Below are 18,939 nucleotides of genomic sequence, written 5' to 3' on the forward strand. Positions count from 1 at the left end.
CAGCGTGTGGCGCGCTAGCGGCCACCGGTGTCCCCGCTCACGCTCGCGGCGAGGTCGAGGGCGGCGTGCGCCATGGCGGCGGCCGCCGGGACGTCGTGCATGAGCAGGGGTACGGCGACACACCGGATGCCGAGCGCTTCGACCTCGGCGACCACGTCCGCGTCGAGCTCGTCGACCAGCCAGCCGTCCAGCAGGCCGCCTCCGTCGCCACCGGCCGGGACCCGGGTACGGCGGGGCCCGTAGTGGCGCGCCACAGCCGACGCGGTGGTGGGGACGCCGATGGCGGTCAGGCACGCGTCGGCCATGCCGCGGACCGGCGCACCGCCGACGATCGGCGACAGCCCCACGACCGGTGCCGCGGTCGCCCGCAGCGCGTCACGCACCCGGGGGACCTGCAGGATCGTGCCGATCGACACGACAGGGTTGGACGGCGGGAGCAGGACGACGTCGGCGTTCGTGATCGCTTCCAGCACACCGGGACCCGGCTGTGCCTCGTCGAGACCGACCAGGACGAACGCCTCCGCCGGCAGCTGGGCACGGTGTCGTATCCACCACTCCTGGAAGTGGATGGCCCGGCGGTCCGGGTCGTTCACCACGACGTGGGTCTCCAGCCGATCGTCGCTCATCGGCAGCAGCCGGGCGCCCGGGTTCCAGCGCACGCACAGTGCCTCGGTGACCGCGGACAGGGGATAACCCGCGGCCAGCAGCTGGCTGCGGACCAGATGGGTGGCGGTGTCCTTGTCTCCCAGGCCGAACCAGGTCGGCTCCATGCCGTACGCCGCGAGCTCGTCCTTGACCGTGAACGTCTCGCCGTCGCGGCCCCAGCCGCGCTCCTCGGAGATGCCGCCGCCAAGGGTGTACATGACCGAGTCAAGGTCGGGGCTGACGTTCAATCCGTGGATCCGGATGTCGTCGCCGGTGTTGACGATCACCGTCAGCTCGTCGGTCGTCCCGCCAGCGCCGTCCGGCCGGACCTGACGCAGGTGGTGCAGCAGGCCGCGAAGGAAGCGGGCGCCGCCGATGCCGCCGGCGAGGGCCGTGATGCGCATGCCCGGAATCTTGACCTACCGCCGCCGGAGCCCCCGGAGCGCCCTCCTACAGTGCTGGCCATGGCTACGGCGGCGGCCGGGCATGGCGACGGGGCCCGCGTGGTTAGAGCGCCCGAGGTATCCGTGCCGACACGACGACAGGACTGGCATGACGACAGGCATGACGGGGCCGGCGTGACCGCGGGCGGGGCAACGACGGGGCAGGCGGCCGCTGCCGCACCCACAGCTGGGCAGGTGCGCCGTTCACTGGCTCGCGCCGAACGTGGCGTGAGCCTCGACGTCGACGAGGCGACCGCGCTCCTGGCTGCGCGGGGCGCGGACCTGGACCGGCTGCTGGCCGTCGCCGGCCGGCTTCGCGACCAGGGACTGGTCGCCGCTGGCCGGCCGGGTGTCATCACCTACTCGCCCAAGGTCTTCATTCCACTGACCCGGCTGTGCCGGGACCGGTGTCACTACTGCACGTTCGCCACGGTGCCGCACCGGCTGCCCGCGGCGTACCTCAGTGCCGACGAGGTGCTGCAGATCGCCCGGACGGGCGCCGCGCTCGGCTGCACCGAGGCGCTGTTCACCCTCGGCGACGCGCCGGAGGGCCGGTGGCCGGCGGCTCGGGAGTGGCTGGACGCCCACGGCTACGACGACACGCTGTCGTACGTGCGTGCCATGGCGATCCGGGTGCTGGAAGAGACCGGCCTGCTGCCGCATCTGAATCCCGGCGTCATGACCTGGCAGCAACTGCGCCGGCTCAAGCCGGTGGCGCCCTCGATGGGCCTCATGCTGGAGACGACCGCTACGCGGTTGTGGAGCGAGCCGGGCGGCCCGCATTTCGGTTCGCCGGACAAGGAACCGGCGGTCCGGCTCCGGGTGCTGGAGGACGCGGGCCGGCAGGCGATTCCGTTCACCACCGGGATCCTGGTGGGAATCGGGGAAACCCCGCGCGAACGGGTCGAGTCGTTGCTGGCGATCCGCGCGTCGCACCGCCGCCACGGTCAGGTGCAGGAAGTGATCGTGCAGAACTTCCGCGCCAAGCCGGACACTGCAATGCGGGGCGAAGACGACCTGGGCTTGGCCGAGTATCTGGCGACGCTGGCTGTGGCCCGCATCCTGCTGGGTCCGCGGATGCGGGTACAGGCGCCACCGAACCTGTCCGCGCCCGACGAGCTGGCCGACCTGCTGCGCGCCGGTGTGGACGACTGGGGTGGTGTCAGTCCGCTGACGCCCGACCACGTCAACCCCGAACGGCCGTGGCCGCACCTGGACAGCCTCCGGGAGATCACCGCGGCGGCCGGCTTCACCTTGTTGCCCAGGCTGACTGCCCACCCCGAGTACGTCCGGCGCGAAGACCCCTGGCTGGACGTGCGGATCCGGCCGCACGTGCGCGCGCTGGCCGATCCGGTCACCGCGCTGGGGCGTGCCGAGGCCCGCCCGGTCGGCTTGCCGTGGCAGGAGCCCGACGACCTGGCGCAGGCCGCGGCGTACGACGACTTCGCGGCGCGGAACGCCGGTGGGCGAACGGATCTGCACACCGCGATCGATACCGAGGGACGCACCGCCGACCGTCGCGGCGACTTCGACGAGGTGTACGGCGACTGGCAGGAGCTGCGCGAGCGCGTGGCGGGCTGGGCAGCGGCGGGACAGGCTGCCCCGCAACGGCTCTCGACCGATGAGCGGGAAGCGCTCGCGCTGGCCGCCGACGATCCGGCGGCGCTGGCCCGGCCCGAGCATCGCGACCTGGCGCTGGCGTTGATGACCGCCGACGGCCCGGCCTTGGACGCGTTGGCGGCCATCGCCGACGCCGTACGGCGTGACACCGTCGGCGATGACGTCACGTACATCGTCAACCGCAACATCAACTTCACCAACGTCTGCTACACCGGTTGCCGCTTCTGCGCTTTCGCGCAGCGCGCCACCGACGCCGACGCGTACACGCTCACTCTCGACGAGGTCAGGCACCGGGTCCACGAGGCATGGGCGGTGGGCGCCACCGAAGTGTGCGTGCAGGGCGGCATTCATCCGGACCTCCCGGGTACGGCGTACTTCGACCTGGCCCGAGCGGTGAAGGCTGCCGAGCCCGGCATCCACCTGCACGCCTACAGCCCGATGGAGGTCCTCAACGGCGCGAGCCGCACGGGGCTGTCGATCCGGGAGTGGTTGCAGGAGGCCAGGTCTGCCGGTGTCGACACGATCCCCGGCACTGCTGCTGAGATCCTCGACGACGAGGTGCGCTGGGTGCTGACCAAGGGGAAGCTGCCGGCCGATGCGTGGGTCGAGGTGGTGACCACGGCGCACGAGGTGGGCCTGCGGTCGAGCTCGACGATGATGTACGGCCACGTCGACACCCCCGCGCACTGGGTCGGGCATCTGGCTCTGCTGCGGTCGATCCAGGAGCGCACCGGTGGGTTCACCGAGTTCGTGGCGCTGCCCTTCGTCCACCACAACGCCCCGGTCTATCTGGCCGGGGTCGCGCGGCCGGGCCCGACGCCGCGGGACAACCGGGCGGTGCACGCGATGGCGCGGCTGATGCTGCACGGTGCCATCGATCACGTGCAGTGCTCGTGGGTGAAGCTCGGCGACGCCGGGTGCCGGGCGATGCTGCAGGCCGGGTGTGACGACCTGGGCGGCACGTTGATGGAGGAGACCATCAGCCGGATGGCGGGTTCGGAGAACGGCTCCCGCAAGACCGCCGCCGAGCTCGCAGCGATCGCCGCGCTCGCCGGCCGGCCGGCGCGGCAGCGGACGACGACGTACGGCGAAGTGCCGGCCGAGCGGCAGGCCGCTGCCCGACGTGCACCCGATCTTGTTGTGGTACAGCCGTGACTGATGTGGCTGTAGGGATCACTGAGTTCGACGGTGCGACGCTGTAGCTGCGAGAACGATGTCCCGGCGACGCGCGGGCGCCCCGTGCGGCCGTTCGGTGACGGGTTTGCGCATCCGGCTTGACCGCACGGAACAACACCAATGTAATTACCCTCGTCATCTCGCCCGGAGCGGTCCGGGTGGGGCCCGGAGCCGCTGACGCGGCCGTCGGCCGGCTGGCCGTGGCATCCGATGCCGGGCAGCAGGTCAGGCGTCGGACAGTCAGACGAGGAGGCGCGCGGTGGGAGACATGGTCTGGCTTCCCCTGGACGACGCCGAGGAGCTGTCCTGGCAGGAGCGCGCGCTGTGCGCGCAGACCGACCCGGAGGCCTTCTTCCCGGAAAAGGGGGGCAGCACCCGCGAGGCGAAGCGGGTCTGCCAGGCCTGCGACGTCCGCGTGGAGTGCCTGGAGTACGCGCTGGGGCACGACGAGCGTTTCGGGATCTGGGGCGGCCTGTCCGAGCGTGAGCGGCGTCGTCTCAAGCGCGCTGCCGGCTGACCGGACGCCCGGTCGCCGAACCGCCGGCGTCGGAGGCCTGTCGCATAGGGTGGGCCGCTCGCCATGACGACCGACCTCGATTCCGGCCCGGGCCGCCCTGACGTCGTCCCCGACGAGGACGCCCCGGCCGTCGGCGACTCCATCCCCCGGCGCCGTCATCACGTCACCGCCGTCATCGTCAGTCACGACGGCGCACGCTGGCTGCCGGCGGTCCTGGCCACCGTGGCCGCCCAGACCCGCCCCGCCGAGCTGGTCGTCGGAGTCGATACCGGATCGCACGACAACAGCGGCCTGCTGCTGCGGTCCGCGCTCGGCGACGACCACGTCGGCAGCGCGCCCCGGGACACGTCGTACGGCGCGGCGCTGGCCCGCGGGCTCGCGCTGGCGGACGGCCTGCTGGCCAGCGATGCGTCGCAATCGCTGCGCGGCAACGACATCGGCGACCACGACGAGGCCGGCCACGACGGTGGCGGCGACGGCAACGACGACGACGGCAACGACGACGACGGCTGGCGGCCGGGGACCGGCGAACCGATCCGCTGGCTCTGGTTCCTGCACGACGACAGCGCCCCCGCACTGGACGCCCTCGACGAGTTGCTGCTCACCAGCGACTCGTCGCCGGGCACCACCGTGCTGGGGCCCAAGGTGCGCGGCTGGTACGACCGCCGGCTGCTGCTCGAGTGCGGCGTCAGCATCAGTACGTCGGGACGCCGCGACACCGGGCTGGAATGGCGGGAGCACGACCAGGGCCAGCACGACACGGTTCGCGACGTCCTGGCCGTCGGCAGCGCCGGCATGTTGGTACGCCGCGACGTCTGGGACCGGCTCGGCGGGTTCGACCCGGCGCTGCCGTTGTTCCGCGACGACGTGGACTTCGGCTGGCGGGCCAATCTGTCCGGTGAGCGCGTCCTGCTGGCCCCGGCCGCGGTGGTGCACCACGCCGAGGCGTCGGCCTCCGCCCGCCGCCCGCTGGACGCCGCCCACGGCAGCGCGTTGCGCCGGGATCGGGCATCGGCGCTGCACGTGCTGCTGGCCCACGCCCCCGGCTGGCGGTTGCCGCTGACCGTCGTGCGACTCGTCCTCGGCACCGCCGTACGGGCCTTGGGGCTGCTGATCGCGAAAGCACCCGCCGACGCTCGCGACGAGGTGGTCGCCCTCGGCGATGTGCTCGCCGACCCCGCCGCGGTGTTCGCCTCCCGGCACCGCGTCGCCGCAGCCGCCCCCGGCGCCTACGTCCGGCACCTGCGGCCGCGGCCGGCGACCGCCGTGCGGCATGCCGTGGAGCATCTGGCCGGCCTGCTGACCACGGCGTCCGGCGGGGGAGAACGGAGCCGGTCCGGCGCCGTGGAGACCGGCCCGGTCGACGAGGCCGCGGCGTACCTGGAGGACACCGGGTCCGGGCTGCTCCGCCGGACCCTCGCGCGGCCCGGTGTCTTGCTCGGCCTCGTGCTCACCCTCGTCTCGCTGGTGGCCGCGCGCGGCCTGCTGTTCGCCGACGGGCGGCTGCTGGGCGGCGCCCTGCTGCCGGCACCCGATGGCGCTGCCGACCTGTGGCGGTCGTACACCGAGGCCTGGCACGAGGTGGGGCCGGGATCGTCGGCGCCGGCTCCGCCGTACCTGGCGCTACTGGGGTCGTTGGCCTTCCTGCTGGTCGGCCGCGCCCCGCTGGCGGTCGACGTGACGTTGCTACTCGCCGTGCCGCTGGCGGCGGTATCGGCATTCGCGGCGCTGCGAGGACTGGTCGCCGCGCCGCTGCTGCGGGGCTGGATGGCCGCGACGTACGCGTTGCTTCCGGCGGTGACGGGCGCGACCAGCTCCGGGCGGCTCGGTACGGCGGCGTTCGCGGTCCTGCTGCCGCCCACGGCCCGGATGTTCGCCCGCGTGCTCGGGCTGGTGCCGGCCGGGGCGAAACCAGCCGGGCCCCGGACCACCGCCGGCGCCACCTTGCTGCTGGCCGCGGCGACCGCCTTCGTCCCCGGCAGCTGGCTGCTCGCGGTCGTGCTCGGCGGCATCGCCGCCGTCGTCATGGATCCGCCACAGGTCGTCTGGCGGCGGCTGGTGCTGGTCCTGCTGGCGGCACCGGCGCTGCTGCTGCCCTGGAGCGGCGAGTTGCTGCAACACCCGCAACTGCTGCTGCTGGAGGCCGGCCTCCCCGGTCCGGTCGACGCGGACCTGGACACCGCCGACGTCGTCCTGCTGCATCCCGGTGGTCCCGGCATGACCCCGTTGTGGTTGACCGCCGGCGTGGTGGTGGCCGCGCTGTTCGCCCTGCTGCGGCGGGACCGCGCCCGGGCGGTGGTCGGCGCGTGGCTGGTGGTCGCCGTCGCGGCCGGCTTCGGCACCCTGCAGACGTTGGTCACGGTGGTCCCGCCGAGTTCGACGACGGCGGCGCAGCCGTGGCCGGGACCGGCCACGCTGGTCATGGGTGCGGCGATGCTGTTCGCGATCGGCGTGGCCGGCCAGGGCCTGGTGCGCCGGCTGACCCGCACCACGTTCGGCTGGCGGCAGCTGGCGGTGGCCGGCATCGTCGTTTTGGTCCTCGCGGCGCCCGTGCTGTCCGCGGGCTGGTTGCTCGGCGGGTTCGATCCGCCGCTGCGCCGCGCTGATCCGAGCACCGTGCCGGCCTTCGTCGCCGCCGATGCCGCCGGTCCGGACCTGCCCCGGACGCTGGTGTTGCGCGTCGCGCCGGACGGCACGGTCGGGTACGCGCTGCTCAGCGGCGCCGGCTCGGTGCTCGGCGACGCGGAGACCGGACCACCGGCCTCGGCGTACCGCCGGCTGGACCCCGTCGTGTCGGCGCTGGCGGCCGGCCGAGGCGGCGACGAGGTCGCCGTCCTGAGCACCTACGCCGTCCGGTACGTGCTGCTGGCCGGCGCGGTGACGGCGGGCTCCGACGGTCTGGTCGCGACGTTGGATTCCGAGCCCGGACTGCGGCGGTTGTCCACCTCGGCCGGCGAGGCGCTGTGGCGGGTGGCCGGGACCACATCCCGAGTCCGGCTCGCCGACGCCGCGGGCGCGGCCACGTCGGTGCCGGCGACCGACTCGCCCGGCGCCGGCACCTTCGTCGCGACGACGCTTCCGCCGGGACCGGCGGGACGGCGGTTGCAGTTGGCCGAGGCGACCGATCGCCGCTGGCAGGTCACCGGCGACGGCGCCGGTCCGGCGCGCACGGTCGACGGCTGGGCGCAGGGTTTCGCCGTACCGGCGGCCGGCGGTGCCGTGACCGTCACGTACGACGGCCGCGCGCGGACCTGGCAGCTGCTGGCGCAGCTGGTAGCGGTGCTGGTCGTGATCGTGCTGGCGCTGCCGGGCCGGCGCCGGGAGCAGGTCGACCCCGAGGCGGTCGAGACCGCCGCGGCGCTGGCGGCCGGCCCTGCCGGAATGGCCGGCGCTCAACCGGACTCCGGCGCTCAACTCAAGTCCGCCGACGAACCGGAGCCCGGCGACGAACTGGAGCCCGATCGGCAAGCGGAGCGGGGGTCCTCGTGAGAGCCCAGCTGCCTCCCATCCGGGTGGGACTCATCGCTGTCGGCATCGTCATCCTGCTCGCCCTGATCGGGACCGCCGTCGCCCGGAGCGGACCGGCAGCACCGCCGTCCAGCGTGGTCGTGCCGGTCGGCTCGGTCACCGTGGTCTGCCCGGAGGCGGGGTCGGGCGACGTGGACACCGTCCGTACCTCGGCGGCGGTCGTGCCCGGACTGCCCGGGCAGGACCGGCCCGGTGCCGCGGTGCTGCGCACCCAGGCCGGCGACGCCTCGGCCACGGCGACGGTGACCGCTCCCGGCGGTCAAGCGGAGATCGTCAGCACCCAGCTGGCCCGGCCGGCGGTGGTCGGTCACGCCGATGGGGGGCTCGCCCCAGGCTTCGTCGCCGACCAGTTCGGCGTCGACGGCCGCGGCCGGGACCGGGGCCTGGCCTCGACCGCCTGCCAGTCACCGGCGGCCGATCAGTGGTTCGTCGGCGGCGGCGGCACGACGGGCCGGGTGAGCCGGGTCATCCTGGTCAACGCCGACGAGGCGGCCGCGCAGGTGGACGTGCTGCTGGTCGGGCCGGCCGGTCCGATCGAGGCTCCGGCCGGCCGCGGCGTCGTGGTGCCACCGGGCGGTCGTACCACCCTGCGGCTGGACGCGCTGGCCCCCGGCGTCGCCGACCTCGCCGTCCACGTCGCAGTCCGGTCCGGGCGGGTGGCCGCCGGCGTCCACGACAGCGAGTCGGCCGGTATCGATCCGCGGGGCGTGGACTGGGTCCCGCTCGCGGCGGCCCCGGCCACGCGGGTCGTCCTCCCGGCGATCCCCGCGGGCGCGGGATCCCGTGTGCTGCAGGTGGTATCACCGACCGCTGACGCTCGGGTGGCGATCCGCGTGGTGACCGGGTCAGGCGCGTTCTCCCCGGCCGGGCAGGAGAATCTCGACGCCCCTCGCGCCCGGCTGAGTTCAGTGGACCTGACCGCCGCGCTGGGCGGCGCCGCCGGTGCTGTCGAGCTGACCAGCGACGTCCCGGTGGTGGCGGGACTGCGGGCGCGGTCCGCGGGAGCTGTGATCGACGAGTCCTACAGTGCCGGCGCCTCGCCGCTGACGGGTCCCGCTGCGGTGACCGGCCTGCCCGGCCAGCCCGGCCTGGCGACGTCGATCGTCGTGAGCGCCTCGGGCGCCGGTGGCGCGGCCGACCTCACCCTGCTCGGCTACACCGCGGCGGGCGTCGCCGTCCCGACGCCGCCACGGCGTATCGACGTCGCCGACGCCACGACGGTCGCCGTCGGCGTGACGCCGCCGCCGGGGGCGGCGTGGTTCACCGCCGTCCTGACGCCGGTCGCCGGCGGGCCGCTGTACGCCGGGCACACCGTGACCCAGCCGGTTCCCAACGGGGTCGCCATGACGGGCTATCCCTGGTCGCCGCTGCGGGTGACGGTGGTGGTCCCGGCGGTGGACGCCGATCTGGCCGTCACACTCCGCCGCTGAAACCCCCGTCCGGCCGGCTGACCTGCGCCGTCGACCACGTTCCGCTGCCGGGGTCGGACCGTGCGCTCCGGCTACCGGACGATCCGCTTGGTGTTCTCAGGACAGCCCCTACGGTGACCGATCCCTGAGGGAGATCGCAGGATCGCCCAGGCCCCACGAACCCCGGATCAGCACCGCGCCACCGGGGCGAGGAAGGAGCACTCCGTGCAGCATGCCCTCCGTGACCGGGTCGTCGGTCGCCTGAAGTCCCGCCGGCTGTCGACCCTGGCGCTGCCGGTCGCCGCGACCGCGCTGGTCGTCCCGCTGCTGGCCGCGACCGGGACCCCGGCCGCCGTGCCGGCTGCCGGGCCGGTATCACCGGCGACGGTGCCGGCCGCCGTCGTCGCCCCGGCTGCCACCGGCTGGGTCAAGGTCTTCTCCGACGGGTTCAAGCGTGGGGTCACCCGGCCGTGGTCGGTCTACGCCGGGCAGCCCGGGGGCAACGCCTACGGCCTGTGGAGCCGCAGCAACGTGACGGCCCGCAAGGGCAAGCTGGTGCTGCGCGGCGACGCCGCCGGGGGACGCGCCGTGACCGGCGGACTGTGCCTATGCTCGTTGAACCTCACCTACGGCCGGTGGGAAGCCAAGATCAAGGTGCAGGCCGACCGGGGCGTCAAGTGGGTCGCGCTGCTGTGGCCGCAGAGCGGGCGCTGGCCGATGGACGGCGAGGTCGACTTCGCCGAGGACTTCGGCGGCTCGCGTTCCGGTTTCAGCGCCTTCGTGCACTACGGCGCCAACAACGCGCAGATCCATCGGGTGGCGCCGCGGGTCAACATGACCAAGTGGCACCGGGTCGGCGTCGAGTGGACCCCGGGCCAGCTGCGCTTCCTCATCGACGGCAAGGTCTGGGGCACGGTGACCGGTCCGGCCGTCCCGACCAAGGCCATGCACCTGGCGATCCAGACCGAGGGAGTGGCTCGGGCGCAGGCCAACCCGGCCGACCTCAAGGTCGACTGGGTGAAGGTGTGGCGGCTGGCCTGACCCCGGGTACGGCGGCGCCGACGGTCAGGGCTCGTCGTCGGGGCCGCCGTAGGTCGGGTCGACCTGTTCGGGTCAGCCCGAGCACCACGGCCACCTGTTCGGCCACCACGTCCTGCACGATCGCGGTCAGCTCGGTGGTGCCGTTGGCGCGCAGCTCGACCGGGCGGCGGTGGACGATGATCCGCGCCGGCCGGTCGCCACTGGCATCCACGCTGCGGCCCAACGGGATCGGCGGGCCGGCCGGATCGCCGGAAGGCGCTGCCGGGACGTCGTCGACACCGACCTCGATCCGCGCGACATCGGGGAGGTGACGCTGCAGCCGTTCGACGGCGTCCAGCACGAGGTCGTCGAACGCCTCCGCCCGGGTGCGGACGAACGGCAGCGCCGGCGGTGCGAGCGGCCCCCGGACCCCCCGGCCGTGGCGATCCCGCCGCCGCCGGAATCTCCCGCCGGAAGAGGGTGCGCCGCCGTCGGGAGCGGGTGCGCCGCCGTCTTGTCCTTGCCCGTCGGGCATGCCGAACCTCGCTGAAGCAGGACGGTGTGCTGGATGCCGCCGACGGTACCGAGCGCGACCGACCGACGTCCCGTCGCCGGCCTGGCGGCCCGTTGTCCTACGGTGAGCCAAGCCCTGCGGGGCTGCCGGATCCGGCAGCAGCCGGCCGGCCGGCAGACCCGGAGGTCGTCATGCGGGAACCGGACTGGACGATCCTCGACGACGCTCTGGCCTATCCGCAGCAGTGCCTGGGCGACCTCTCGGCGTACCACCACCTGCCGGTCAGCCTGGAAGGCGTCGGCTTCATCGGCCGGCTGTTCGACCCGCCGATGTTCGCCGCGAGCACCGCCACCCCGGCGGTCACCCCGGGCGACATCCTCGCGGTCAGCATGCTGTCGCAGGTCATCCCGCCGCGCGCCGCGGCGTGCCTGGTGCAGAGCCCGCCGCCGGAACTCGTCGACGCGCTGCAGGCGATTCCCCCGGAGGCGGAGCTGGGCAAGGTCGACGACCCGGCCAGCGAGTGGCTGAGGATGGCCGCGGCGGCGCAGGCCGCCGTCGCGGGGATGGCCGGGATGACCCGCAGCACCACGTCGGCGGTGCTCGCCCGCAAGTGGCCCGGGCTCGTCCCCATCGAAGACGACGTGACGATGGCGGCCTTCGGCGAACCGGACACGCTGTGGGAGCCGCTCCGGCAGCGGCTGCGCGGCGGCCTGCACGACCAGGTGGAGGACCTGCTGATCCAGACGATGCTCGTCGGCCGGGTCTCCGTGCTGCGGGCCATCGGAACGATCCTGTGGATGCGGCAGCGCGACCCGGCCGACGGGGCCGTACCGCCTGGCTTCCTCTAGCACCGGGCCCACCAACCGGTCCGGCGCGCCGAGCCGGTCAACCCCGGCCGCGCCGGTAGTTTGCGCTCGTGAGTCCCGTGCGGCGCTGCTCCAAGCCCTCCTGTACCCGTGCCGCCGTCGCCACACTCACCTACGTGTACGCCGACTCCACGGCCGTCCTCGGGCCGCTGGCCACGTACGCCGAGCCGCACTGTTACGACCTGTGCCAGCACCACAGCGAACGGCTCACCGCACCCCGTGGCTGGGAGGTCGTGCGGATCCAGCCCGATCCGGAAGCGCTCAAGCCGTCCAGCGACGACCTCGAAGCGCTGGCTGACGCCGTACGGGAAGCCGCCCGCCCTCGCGCCGCGGTCGCCGGTGCCGGTGACGAACCGAACGGCCCCGAGCCCGCCCGGCGGGGGCACCTGCGGGTGCTGCGGTCTCCGGACTGACCAGTCGCCCCTGCCCGGTAGTCGCGACAGGCTCCGCGACCGCTTCCGAGGGGAACGCTTCCCTCCCCGCCCGAGCGTCCATTACGGTCGGCGGCGGCGCGCACCGGTACGGGTGCGGATTGGTCGACGCTCAGGGGGCTGGCCCGTGACTGTCGTGTCGGGGATCGGGAGTCATCATGGCGGGTGTGTCCGGGGCTGAACGCGAGCCGTTGGGGTCGCTGACCCAGCGCGGCGCGCGCGGCGAGCGGAGCTGCCGGGCCTGTTCCAGCGTCCGGGTCACGCACATCGTCATGGAACTCACCGACGGGTCGCTGGTGGACTTCACCTCGTGCCTGGACTGCGAGGAGCGGACCTGGGAGCAGGACGGCGAGGTGCTGACCGTCGACACCGTCCTGCACAAGACGCGCCGGCCTGATCGGTAACCCGGCCGGCGTCCTGCCATGGCAGCTGGCCGAACCCGGCCGGCTGCGTCGCCGCGCTGGCGCCTCGCCGCGTCGCTAGGCTCACCGCCGTGCGTGACCTGGACAGGATCATCAAGGCCTACGACGTGCGCGGCGTCGTCCCCGACGAGTTCGACGCCGAGGTGGCGCGGCGGATCGGTGCCGCCTTCGTCGCGGTGTTGGCCGACGACGGGCAGCGTCCGGCCGGCATCGTGGTCGGGCACGACATGCGACCCAGCGGTACGGACCTGGTCGCGGCGTTCACCGAGGGAGTCACGTCGCAGGGCTGCGACGTGGTGTCGATCGGACTGGCCAGCACCGATCAGCTGTACTTCGCGTCCGGCCGGCTGCAGCTGGCCGGCGCGATGTTCACCGCCAGCCACAATCCGGCGCAGTACAACGGAATCAAGCTGTGCCGCGCCGGCGCGTCGCCGGTCGGGCAGGAGTCGGGTTTGCGCCGGATCCGCGAGCTCGCCGATCGCGACCTGCCGGCGTACGACGGTGAGCCGGGCCGGCTGACCCACCGGGACCTGCTGGACGACTACGCCACCTACCTGAAGGAGCTGGTGGACCTGTCGAGCAGCCGGGAACTGGTCGTCGTCGTCGACGCGGGCAACGGCATGGGCGGTCATACCGTCCCGGCAGTTCTCCAAGGTCTTCCGCTGCAAGTGGTTCCGCTGTATTTCGAACTCGACGGGACGTTCCCCAACCATGAGGCCAACCCGATCGACCCGGACAACCTGCGGGACCTGCAGGCGGAGGTGCTGGCACGCGGAGCGGACCTGGGGCTGGCCTTCGACGGCGACGCCGACCGGTGTTTCGTCGTCGACGAACGCGGCGGCGTGGTCGACCCGTCCACGCTGACCGCGCTGATCGCCGCCCGCGAACTGGGCAAACACCCCGGTGCGACGATCATCCACAACCTCATCACGTCCCGGGCCGTGCCGGAGATCGTCACGGAGTTGGGGGGAGTTCCGGTCCGGACCCGGGTCGGGCATTCCTTCATCAAGGCGACCATGGCGCAGACCGGCGCGGTCTTCGGCGGCGAGCATTCCGGTCACTTCTACTTCCGTGACTTCTGGCGGGCGGACTCGGGGATGCTGGCCGCGCTGCACGTGCTCGCCGCGCTGGGCGAGACTCCGGCCGGCACCGGGCTGTCGGACCTGCTCGCGCCGTACCAGCGGTACGTCGCCAGCGGAGAGGTCAACTCCGTGGTGGCCGACACGGCGGCGGCGACCGCGCGGGTCCGGTCCCGGTTCGCGACCGGCTGCGAGGTCGACGACCTCGACGGCATGACGGTGAGCGGGCCGGACTGGTGGTTCAACCTGCGGCCCAGCAACACCGAGCCGTTGTTGCGGCTCAACGTCGAAGCTGCCGACGTCGCCACGATGACCACGCTGCGCGACCACGTCCTCGCGGTGGTTCGTGAGGGCTCGTCATGAGCGAGGACCGACTCGGGCTCGACGCGGTGCTGCTGGAGCTGCTGCGGTGTCCGGAGCCCCACCACGGCGAGCTCGAGATCGACCGGCAGCGCTCGGCGCTGGTGTGTGTGGTGTGCGGCAACGCGTATCCCGTTCGTGACGGCATCCCGGTGATGCTGCGCGACGACGTCCTGCCCGAGAGCTGAACCGTGCTCGACGACGTCGTACTCGACGACGCCGACGCCCTGGTGGACCGCGACCGCCACCAGGTCCTCTGGACGACGGCGGAGGCCGGTGCCCAGGTGCGCCTCGGGCGCGCCGGACTCGACGACACGATGCTGGACCGGGTGCTGGCCGACGGCAGGCCGCGGGCGGTTGTCGTTGCCGGTGTGGGCGTTGCGGCGTTGGCCGCCGATATCGCCGTCGCAGTCTTCGGCCCGCTGTTGCCGGCGCCCGTGGTTGCCGTCGCCGGCCATCAGCTGCCCGGCTGGGTCGGCCCGGTCGACCTCGTGGTCGTGACCTCGGTGACCGGCGACGCGACCGAGCCGGTCCTGCTGGCGGCTGAGGCCGCGCGACGCGGTGCCCGGACCGTGGTGGTCGCGCCGCCGCGCACGCCACTGGCCGAGCAGGTGCGAAGTGCGCGCGGCGGTGTCCTGCTGCAGATCCCCGAACCCTCCGAGGCGTCCCGCGCCCACTTGTGGTCGCTGCTGGTCCCGCTCGTGTCCACGCTGGAATGCGTTGCGGCGCAGATTGTCTCCACCCAGATCTGGGAGCTCGCCGCGGACGTGCTCGACGCGCGGGCCGCGTCGTACGGCCCCGCGGTGTCGACCGCGGACAACCTGGCCAAGGAACTCGCGCTGGAACTGGCTCCCGCGGTCCCGGTGGTGTGGGGCAGCGGCTCGGTGGGGGGCGTGGCCGCCGGCCGCGCCGTCGCCCAGTTCGCCGGCTACGCCCGGCTCCCGGCGGTGGGCGGCCGGCTGCCCCATGCCGCCCGAACCCAGCTGCCGCTGCTGGACGGTCCGCTGGCCGCCGCCGACGACGCCGAGGACCTGTTCCGTGACCGGGTCGCCGACCCGGACGGCCAGCGGCAGATCCGGCTGCTGCTGCTGCGCGACACCGACGAGACCGAGGTCGTGTCGCAGTGGGCGGACGCCGTCGCCACGTTGGCCGAGCAGCGCCGGCTGGGTGGTCGCACGGTGCGCGCCGAGGGCGACCACCCGGTGATGCGGTTGGCGTCGATCCTGCCGCTGGTGGACTTCGCGGCGGCCTACGCCGCACTGGCCGTCGGGGTCGACCCGGGGGCCCGGGCGTTCCCGGCGCTGGGATACGGGGGCTGAGGTGGCGGTCGTCGTGCGGGGTCACCTGAAGGACTACGCCTGGGGCGTGGTGGACGGCCTGCGCGACTGGGCCGGCGGACCGACCGGCGGCCCGCAGGCCGAACTGTGGTTCGGCGCCCACCCGTCGGGGCCGGCCGTGCTGCGCGACGCCCCCGGCGAGTTGCCCGACGCGGTCGGCGAGGTTCCGTTGCTGGTCAAGCTACTGGCCGCCGCCTCGCCGTTGAGCATCCAGCTGCACCCGGACGCCGCGACCGCCGCCGCCGTGCTGGCCGCCCAGCAGTCCGGCGAGGCTCCGGCGCTGCTGTCCGACGATGCGGAGAAGACCGAACTGCTGCTGGCCGTGCAGCCGTTCTCGGTGCTGGCAGGGTGGCGCGATCTCACCGACGCCGCCGCCCTGCTGCACCGGGTTGGCGTCGGTGAGGCAGCGGCAACGCTGCGGGCCGGGCAGCGGGCCGGCGCCATCCGGCACCTGCTGGCGCTACCGGCGGCGCAGGTCGCGCCGGCGGTCGCGGCGATCGGCGATGCGGCCGCCGATCTCGGGTGGCCGGCAGCGGCGGCCGAGGCGATGGCGGCCATCGCCTCTCACTACCCGCAGGACCCCGGGGTGCTGGTCGCGGCCACCCTGCAGCACGAGACGCTGCAGCCCGGCGACGCCGTGTTCGTGCCGGCCGGTACGCCGCACGCCTACGTGCACGGGATGGGCGTGGAGGTCATGGCGGCGTCGGACAACGTGCTGCGGCTGGGCCTGACGCCCAAGACGGTGGCCGTCGAGGCCGCGCTCGGTGCGTTGCGCCACGACCGGGCTCCCGTCGTCGCCCGGGGCACGGCTGCCGGCGCGTGGCTGGAGCCGGCCGGAGCGCCGTTCGCCGTCGCTACTGCCGCCGGACCGGTGGCGGTCCAGGCGCCCGCCGGTAGCTACCGCCTCGTGCTGGCCGTCCACGCCGACGCCGTGGTGGGCGTGGCCGGTGTGACGTATCTGCTGCGCCCTGGCGACGCGCTGGTCGTCGAAGCCGCCGAACCGTTGCTGAGCGCCACCAGCGGCGGGCTGGCCGTCGTCGCCCGGTCGTGCCCACCGGTGCCGACCGCTACCGTGACGCCGTGAGCACCGAGGGCGGCACCAAGGCCGTCCTCGCCGCCCTCGTGGCCAACCTCGGCATCGCGGTGAGCAAGTTCGTCGCGTTCGTCATCACCGGGTCGTCGTCGATGTTGTCCGAGGCGATCCACTCCGTCGCCGACTCCGGCAACCAGGTCCTGCTGCTGATCGGTGGCCGCCGAGCCCGCCGCGCCGCTGATCGGCAGCACCAGTTCGGGTACGGCAGGACCCGCTACGTGTACGGCTTCATCGTCGCGATCGTGCTGTTCCTGGTCGGCGGCGTCTTCGCGATCTACGAGGGCGTACACAAGATCCAGCACCCGGAGGAGCTGACCTCCCCGACCGTCGCGATCGTCGTGCTGCTGGTCGCGATCGTGCTCGAGTCGTTCTCCTTCCGTACGGCCTACCGGGAGGCCAGCAAGTCGCGGGGGAGTCGCTCGCTGTTCGGCTACATCCGCGCCGCGCGGCAGCCGGAGCTGCCGGTCGTGCTGCTGGAGGACGCCGGCGCGCTGGTCGGGCTGGTCTTCGCCCTGGTCGGTGTCGTGGTTGCGGCGATCACCGGAAACGGCGTCTACGACGGCATCGGCTCCATGGCGATCGGCACCCTGCTCGTGGTGATCGCGGTCTTCCTGTCGTTCGAGATGTCGAGCATGCTCGTCGGCGAGAGTGCGCTGCCGGAAGAGGAAGCGCGTATCCGGACCGCGCTGGAGACCGAGGATCTGGTCGACCGCGTCATCCACCTGCGCACGCTGCACGTCGGGCCCGACGACGTGCTGGTGGCCGCCAAGATCGCGATCGCCGGTGACGACACCGGCGCGCAGATCGCTGCGGGGATCGATGCGGCCGAACGCGCCGTCCGGTCGGCCGTGCCTGCCGCGCGCTACATCTTCCTCGAGCCCGACCTCGACCGGCAGCTGCCCGGTGCGGCCGGTTGACGGGCTCGTCGTGAGAGACTGTCCCGCCATTGACCGCGGGGCGCTGCCCCTCCCCGAGTGCGCGAACCATCGAAGCCTCGTGCCGTTCGACGTGCCCTGTCCGCAGCAGGAGTTGCACGCATGACCGAGCCTGATTTCAAGGTCGCCGACCTGTCCCTGGCCGACTTCGGCCGCCACGAGATCCGCCTCGCCGAGAACGAGATGCCGGGCCTCATGGCGATGCGCCGGGAGTACGGCGACTCCCAGCCGCTGGCCGGTGCCCGTATCACCGGGTCGTTGCACATGACCGTGCAGACCGCCGTGCTCATCGAGACGCTGGTCGCCCTCGGTGCGCAGGTCCGCTGGGCGTCCTGCAACATCTTCTCCACCCAGGACCACGCCGCGGCCGCCATCGCCGTCGGTCCCACAGGCACCGTCGAGGCACCCGCGGGCGTGCCGGTCTACGCCTGGAAGGGCGAGTCGCTCGAGGAGTACTGGTGGTGCACCGAGCAGGTGCTGCTGTGGCCGGACGGCTTGGGCCCCAACATGATCCTCGACGACGGCGGTGACGCGACCCTGCTGGTGCACAAGGGCGTCGAGTTCGAGGCGGCCGGTGCCGTCCCGGACACCGCGGCGACCGACTCGGAGGAGTACGCCGTCATCCTGGCGAGCCTGCGCCGGTCGCTGGCGGCCGACGCGACCCGGTGGACCCGGCTCGCGCCCGGCATCCGCGGCGTGACGGAGGAGACCACGACCGGCGTACACCGGCTCTACGAGATGATGCGGGCCGGCGCCCTGCTGTTCCCGGCGATCAACGTCAACGACTCGGTCACCAAGAGCAAGTTCGACAACCGGTACGGCTGCCGGCACAGCCTCGTCGACGGCATCAACCGGGCCACCGACGTGCTGATCGGGGGCAAGGTCGCGGTCGTCTGCGGCTACGGCGACGTGGGCAAGGGCTGCGCGGAGTCGTTGCGCGGCCAGGGTGCCCGGGTCGTGATCACCGAGATCGACCCGATCTGCGCGCTGCAGGCCGCCATGGACGGCTACCAGGTCGCCACGCTGGAGGACGTGGTGGCGACCGCGGACATCTTCGTCACCGCGACCGGCTGCTTCGACGTCATCACCGCCGACCAGATGTCCCGCATGAAGCACCAGGCGATCGTCGGGAACATCGGCCACTTCGACAACGAGATCGACATGGCCGGCCTGGCCCGGGTCCCCGGGATCCAGCGGCGTCCGGTCAAGCCGCAGGTGGACGAGTGGGTCTTCGCCGACGGGCACTCGATCATCGTGCTGAGCGAGGGGCGGCTGCTGAACCTGGGCAACGCCACCGGTCACCCGTCGTTCGTCATGTCCAACTCGTTCACCAACCAGGTGCTGGCGCAGGTCGAGTTGTTCACCAAGGGCGAGCAGTACCCGCTGGGCGTCCACACGCTGCCCAAGGTGCTCGACGAGAAGGTCGCGCGGCTGCACCTGGACGCCCTCGGGGTCCGGCTGACCGAGCTGCGCAAGGATCAGGCCGAGTACTTGGGCGTCGACGTCGCCGGGCCGTACAAGGTCGACCATTACCGGTACTGACA

Annotated in this window: 15 protein-coding genes and 1 pseudogene; 14 read left to right on the top strand and 2 right to left on the bottom strand. The window is 73.3% G+C overall.

The window, feature by feature from the left end:
- Window positions 1-14 precede the first annotated feature (14 nt).
- Window positions 15-1,049 (bottom strand): 2-phospho-L-lactate transferase, encoded by a 1,035-nt coding sequence (locus EPO13_07865; GenBank protein ID TAK69124.1) that lies wholly within the window; start codon window positions 1,047-1,049, stop codon window positions 15-17.
- A gap of 60 nt (window positions 1,050-1,109) precedes the next feature.
- On the opposite strand from EPO13_07865, the gene EPO13_07870 reads away from it, so the two are divergent.
- The 5 genes from EPO13_07870 (at window position 1,110) to EPO13_07890 (ending at window position 10,379) form a co-directional block, all read left to right on the top strand.
- A complete protein-coding gene (locus EPO13_07870; protein ID TAK69125.1) occupies window positions 1,110-3,863 on the top strand; it encodes a 7,8-didemethyl-8-hydroxy-5-deazariboflavin synthase in 2,754 nt (917 codons plus the stop codon).
- A 289-nt stretch (window positions 3,864-4,152) separates the two neighbouring features.
- Entirely contained in the window at window positions 4,153-4,401 is a 249-nt protein-coding gene (locus tag EPO13_07875; GenBank protein TAK69228.1) for a WhiB family transcriptional regulator, read from the top strand.
- Between the two features lie 63 nt (window positions 4,402-4,464).
- Window positions 4,465-7,890: a family 2 glycosyl transferase gene (locus EPO13_07880; protein ID TAK69126.1), complete on the top strand. Its 3,426-nt coding sequence runs from the start codon at window positions 4,465-4,467 to the stop codon at window positions 7,888-7,890.
- Window positions 7,887-9,359, top strand: a complete 1,473-nt coding sequence (locus tag EPO13_07885; protein TAK69127.1) for a hypothetical protein — start codon at window positions 7,887-7,889, stop codon at window positions 9,357-9,359. Before EPO13_07880 ends, EPO13_07885 begins: the two co-directional genes overlap by 4 nt.
- A 204-nt stretch (window positions 9,360-9,563) precedes the next feature.
- A complete protein-coding gene (locus EPO13_07890; protein ID TAK69128.1) occupies window positions 9,564-10,379 on the top strand; it encodes a glycosyl hydrolase family protein in 816 nt (271 codons plus the stop codon).
- A gap of 24 nt (window positions 10,380-10,403) precedes the next feature.
- On the opposite strand, the pseudogene EPO13_07895 reads toward EPO13_07890, so the two are convergent.
- Window positions 10,404-10,893, bottom strand: a pseudogene (locus EPO13_07895) (metallopeptidase family protein).
- A gap of 170 nt (window positions 10,894-11,063) precedes the next feature.
- Between EPO13_07895 and EPO13_07900 the strand changes: the two are divergent.
- The 9 genes from EPO13_07900 (at window position 11,064) to EPO13_07940 (ending at window position 18,937) form a co-directional block, all read left to right on the top strand.
- Window positions 11,064-11,720 carry a hypothetical protein gene (locus EPO13_07900; GenBank protein TAK69129.1) on the top strand — a complete coding sequence of 219 codons (657 nt, stop codon included), beginning with the start codon at window positions 11,064-11,066 and terminating at the stop codon, window positions 11,718-11,720.
- A 68-nt stretch (window positions 11,721-11,788) separates the two neighbouring features.
- Window positions 11,789-12,151 carry a DUF3499 domain-containing protein gene (locus tag EPO13_07905; protein TAK69130.1) on the top strand — a complete coding sequence of 121 codons (363 nt, stop codon included), beginning with the start codon at window positions 11,789-11,791 and terminating at the stop codon, window positions 12,149-12,151.
- A 176-nt stretch (window positions 12,152-12,327) separates the two neighbouring features.
- Complete coding sequence (locus EPO13_07910; GenBank protein TAK69131.1) at window positions 12,328-12,573, top strand: hypothetical protein; 246 nt, start codon at window positions 12,328-12,330, stop codon at window positions 12,571-12,573.
- A gap of 89 nt (window positions 12,574-12,662) precedes the next feature.
- The gene (locus EPO13_07915; protein ID TAK69132.1) at window positions 12,663-14,033 is read left to right on the top strand and encodes a phosphomannomutase/phosphoglucomutase; all 1,371 of its coding nucleotides are present in this window, start codon (window positions 12,663-12,665) and stop codon (window positions 14,031-14,033) included.
- The gene (locus EPO13_07920) at window positions 14,030-14,218 is read left to right on the top strand and encodes a Trm112 family protein (GenBank protein ID TAK69133.1); all 189 of its coding nucleotides are present in this window, start codon (window positions 14,030-14,032) and stop codon (window positions 14,216-14,218) included. Before EPO13_07915 ends, EPO13_07920 begins: the two co-directional genes overlap by 4 nt.
- Before the next feature lie 3 nt (window positions 14,219-14,221).
- Window positions 14,222-15,349 carry a mannose-6-phosphate isomerase gene (locus tag EPO13_07925; protein ID TAK69134.1) on the top strand — a complete coding sequence of 376 codons (1,128 nt, stop codon included), beginning with the start codon at window positions 14,222-14,224 and terminating at the stop codon, window positions 15,347-15,349.
- A 1-nt stretch (window position 15,350) separates the two neighbouring features.
- Complete coding sequence (gene manA, locus EPO13_07930) at window positions 15,351-16,451, top strand: mannose-6-phosphate isomerase, class I (GenBank protein TAK69135.1); 1,101 nt, start codon at window positions 15,351-15,353, stop codon at window positions 16,449-16,451.
- Window positions 16,448-17,377, top strand: coding sequence for a cation diffusion facilitator family transporter (locus EPO13_07935; protein TAK69136.1), 930 nt, complete (start codon window positions 16,448-16,450; stop codon window positions 17,375-17,377). The genes manA and EPO13_07935 overlap by 4 nt, the downstream gene beginning before the upstream one ends.
- Window positions 17,378-17,497: 120 nt before the next feature.
- Window positions 17,498-18,937, top strand: a complete 1,440-nt coding sequence (locus EPO13_07940) for an adenosylhomocysteinase (protein ID TAK69137.1) — start codon at window positions 17,498-17,500, stop codon at window positions 18,935-18,937.
- Window positions 18,938-18,939 lie beyond the last annotated feature (2 nt).

This window comes from Actinomycetota bacterium (genome assembly GCA_004297305.1).
In the GTDB taxonomy this organism is placed as follows: Bacteria; Actinomycetota; Actinomycetes; order S36-B12; family FW305-bin1; genus FW305-bin1.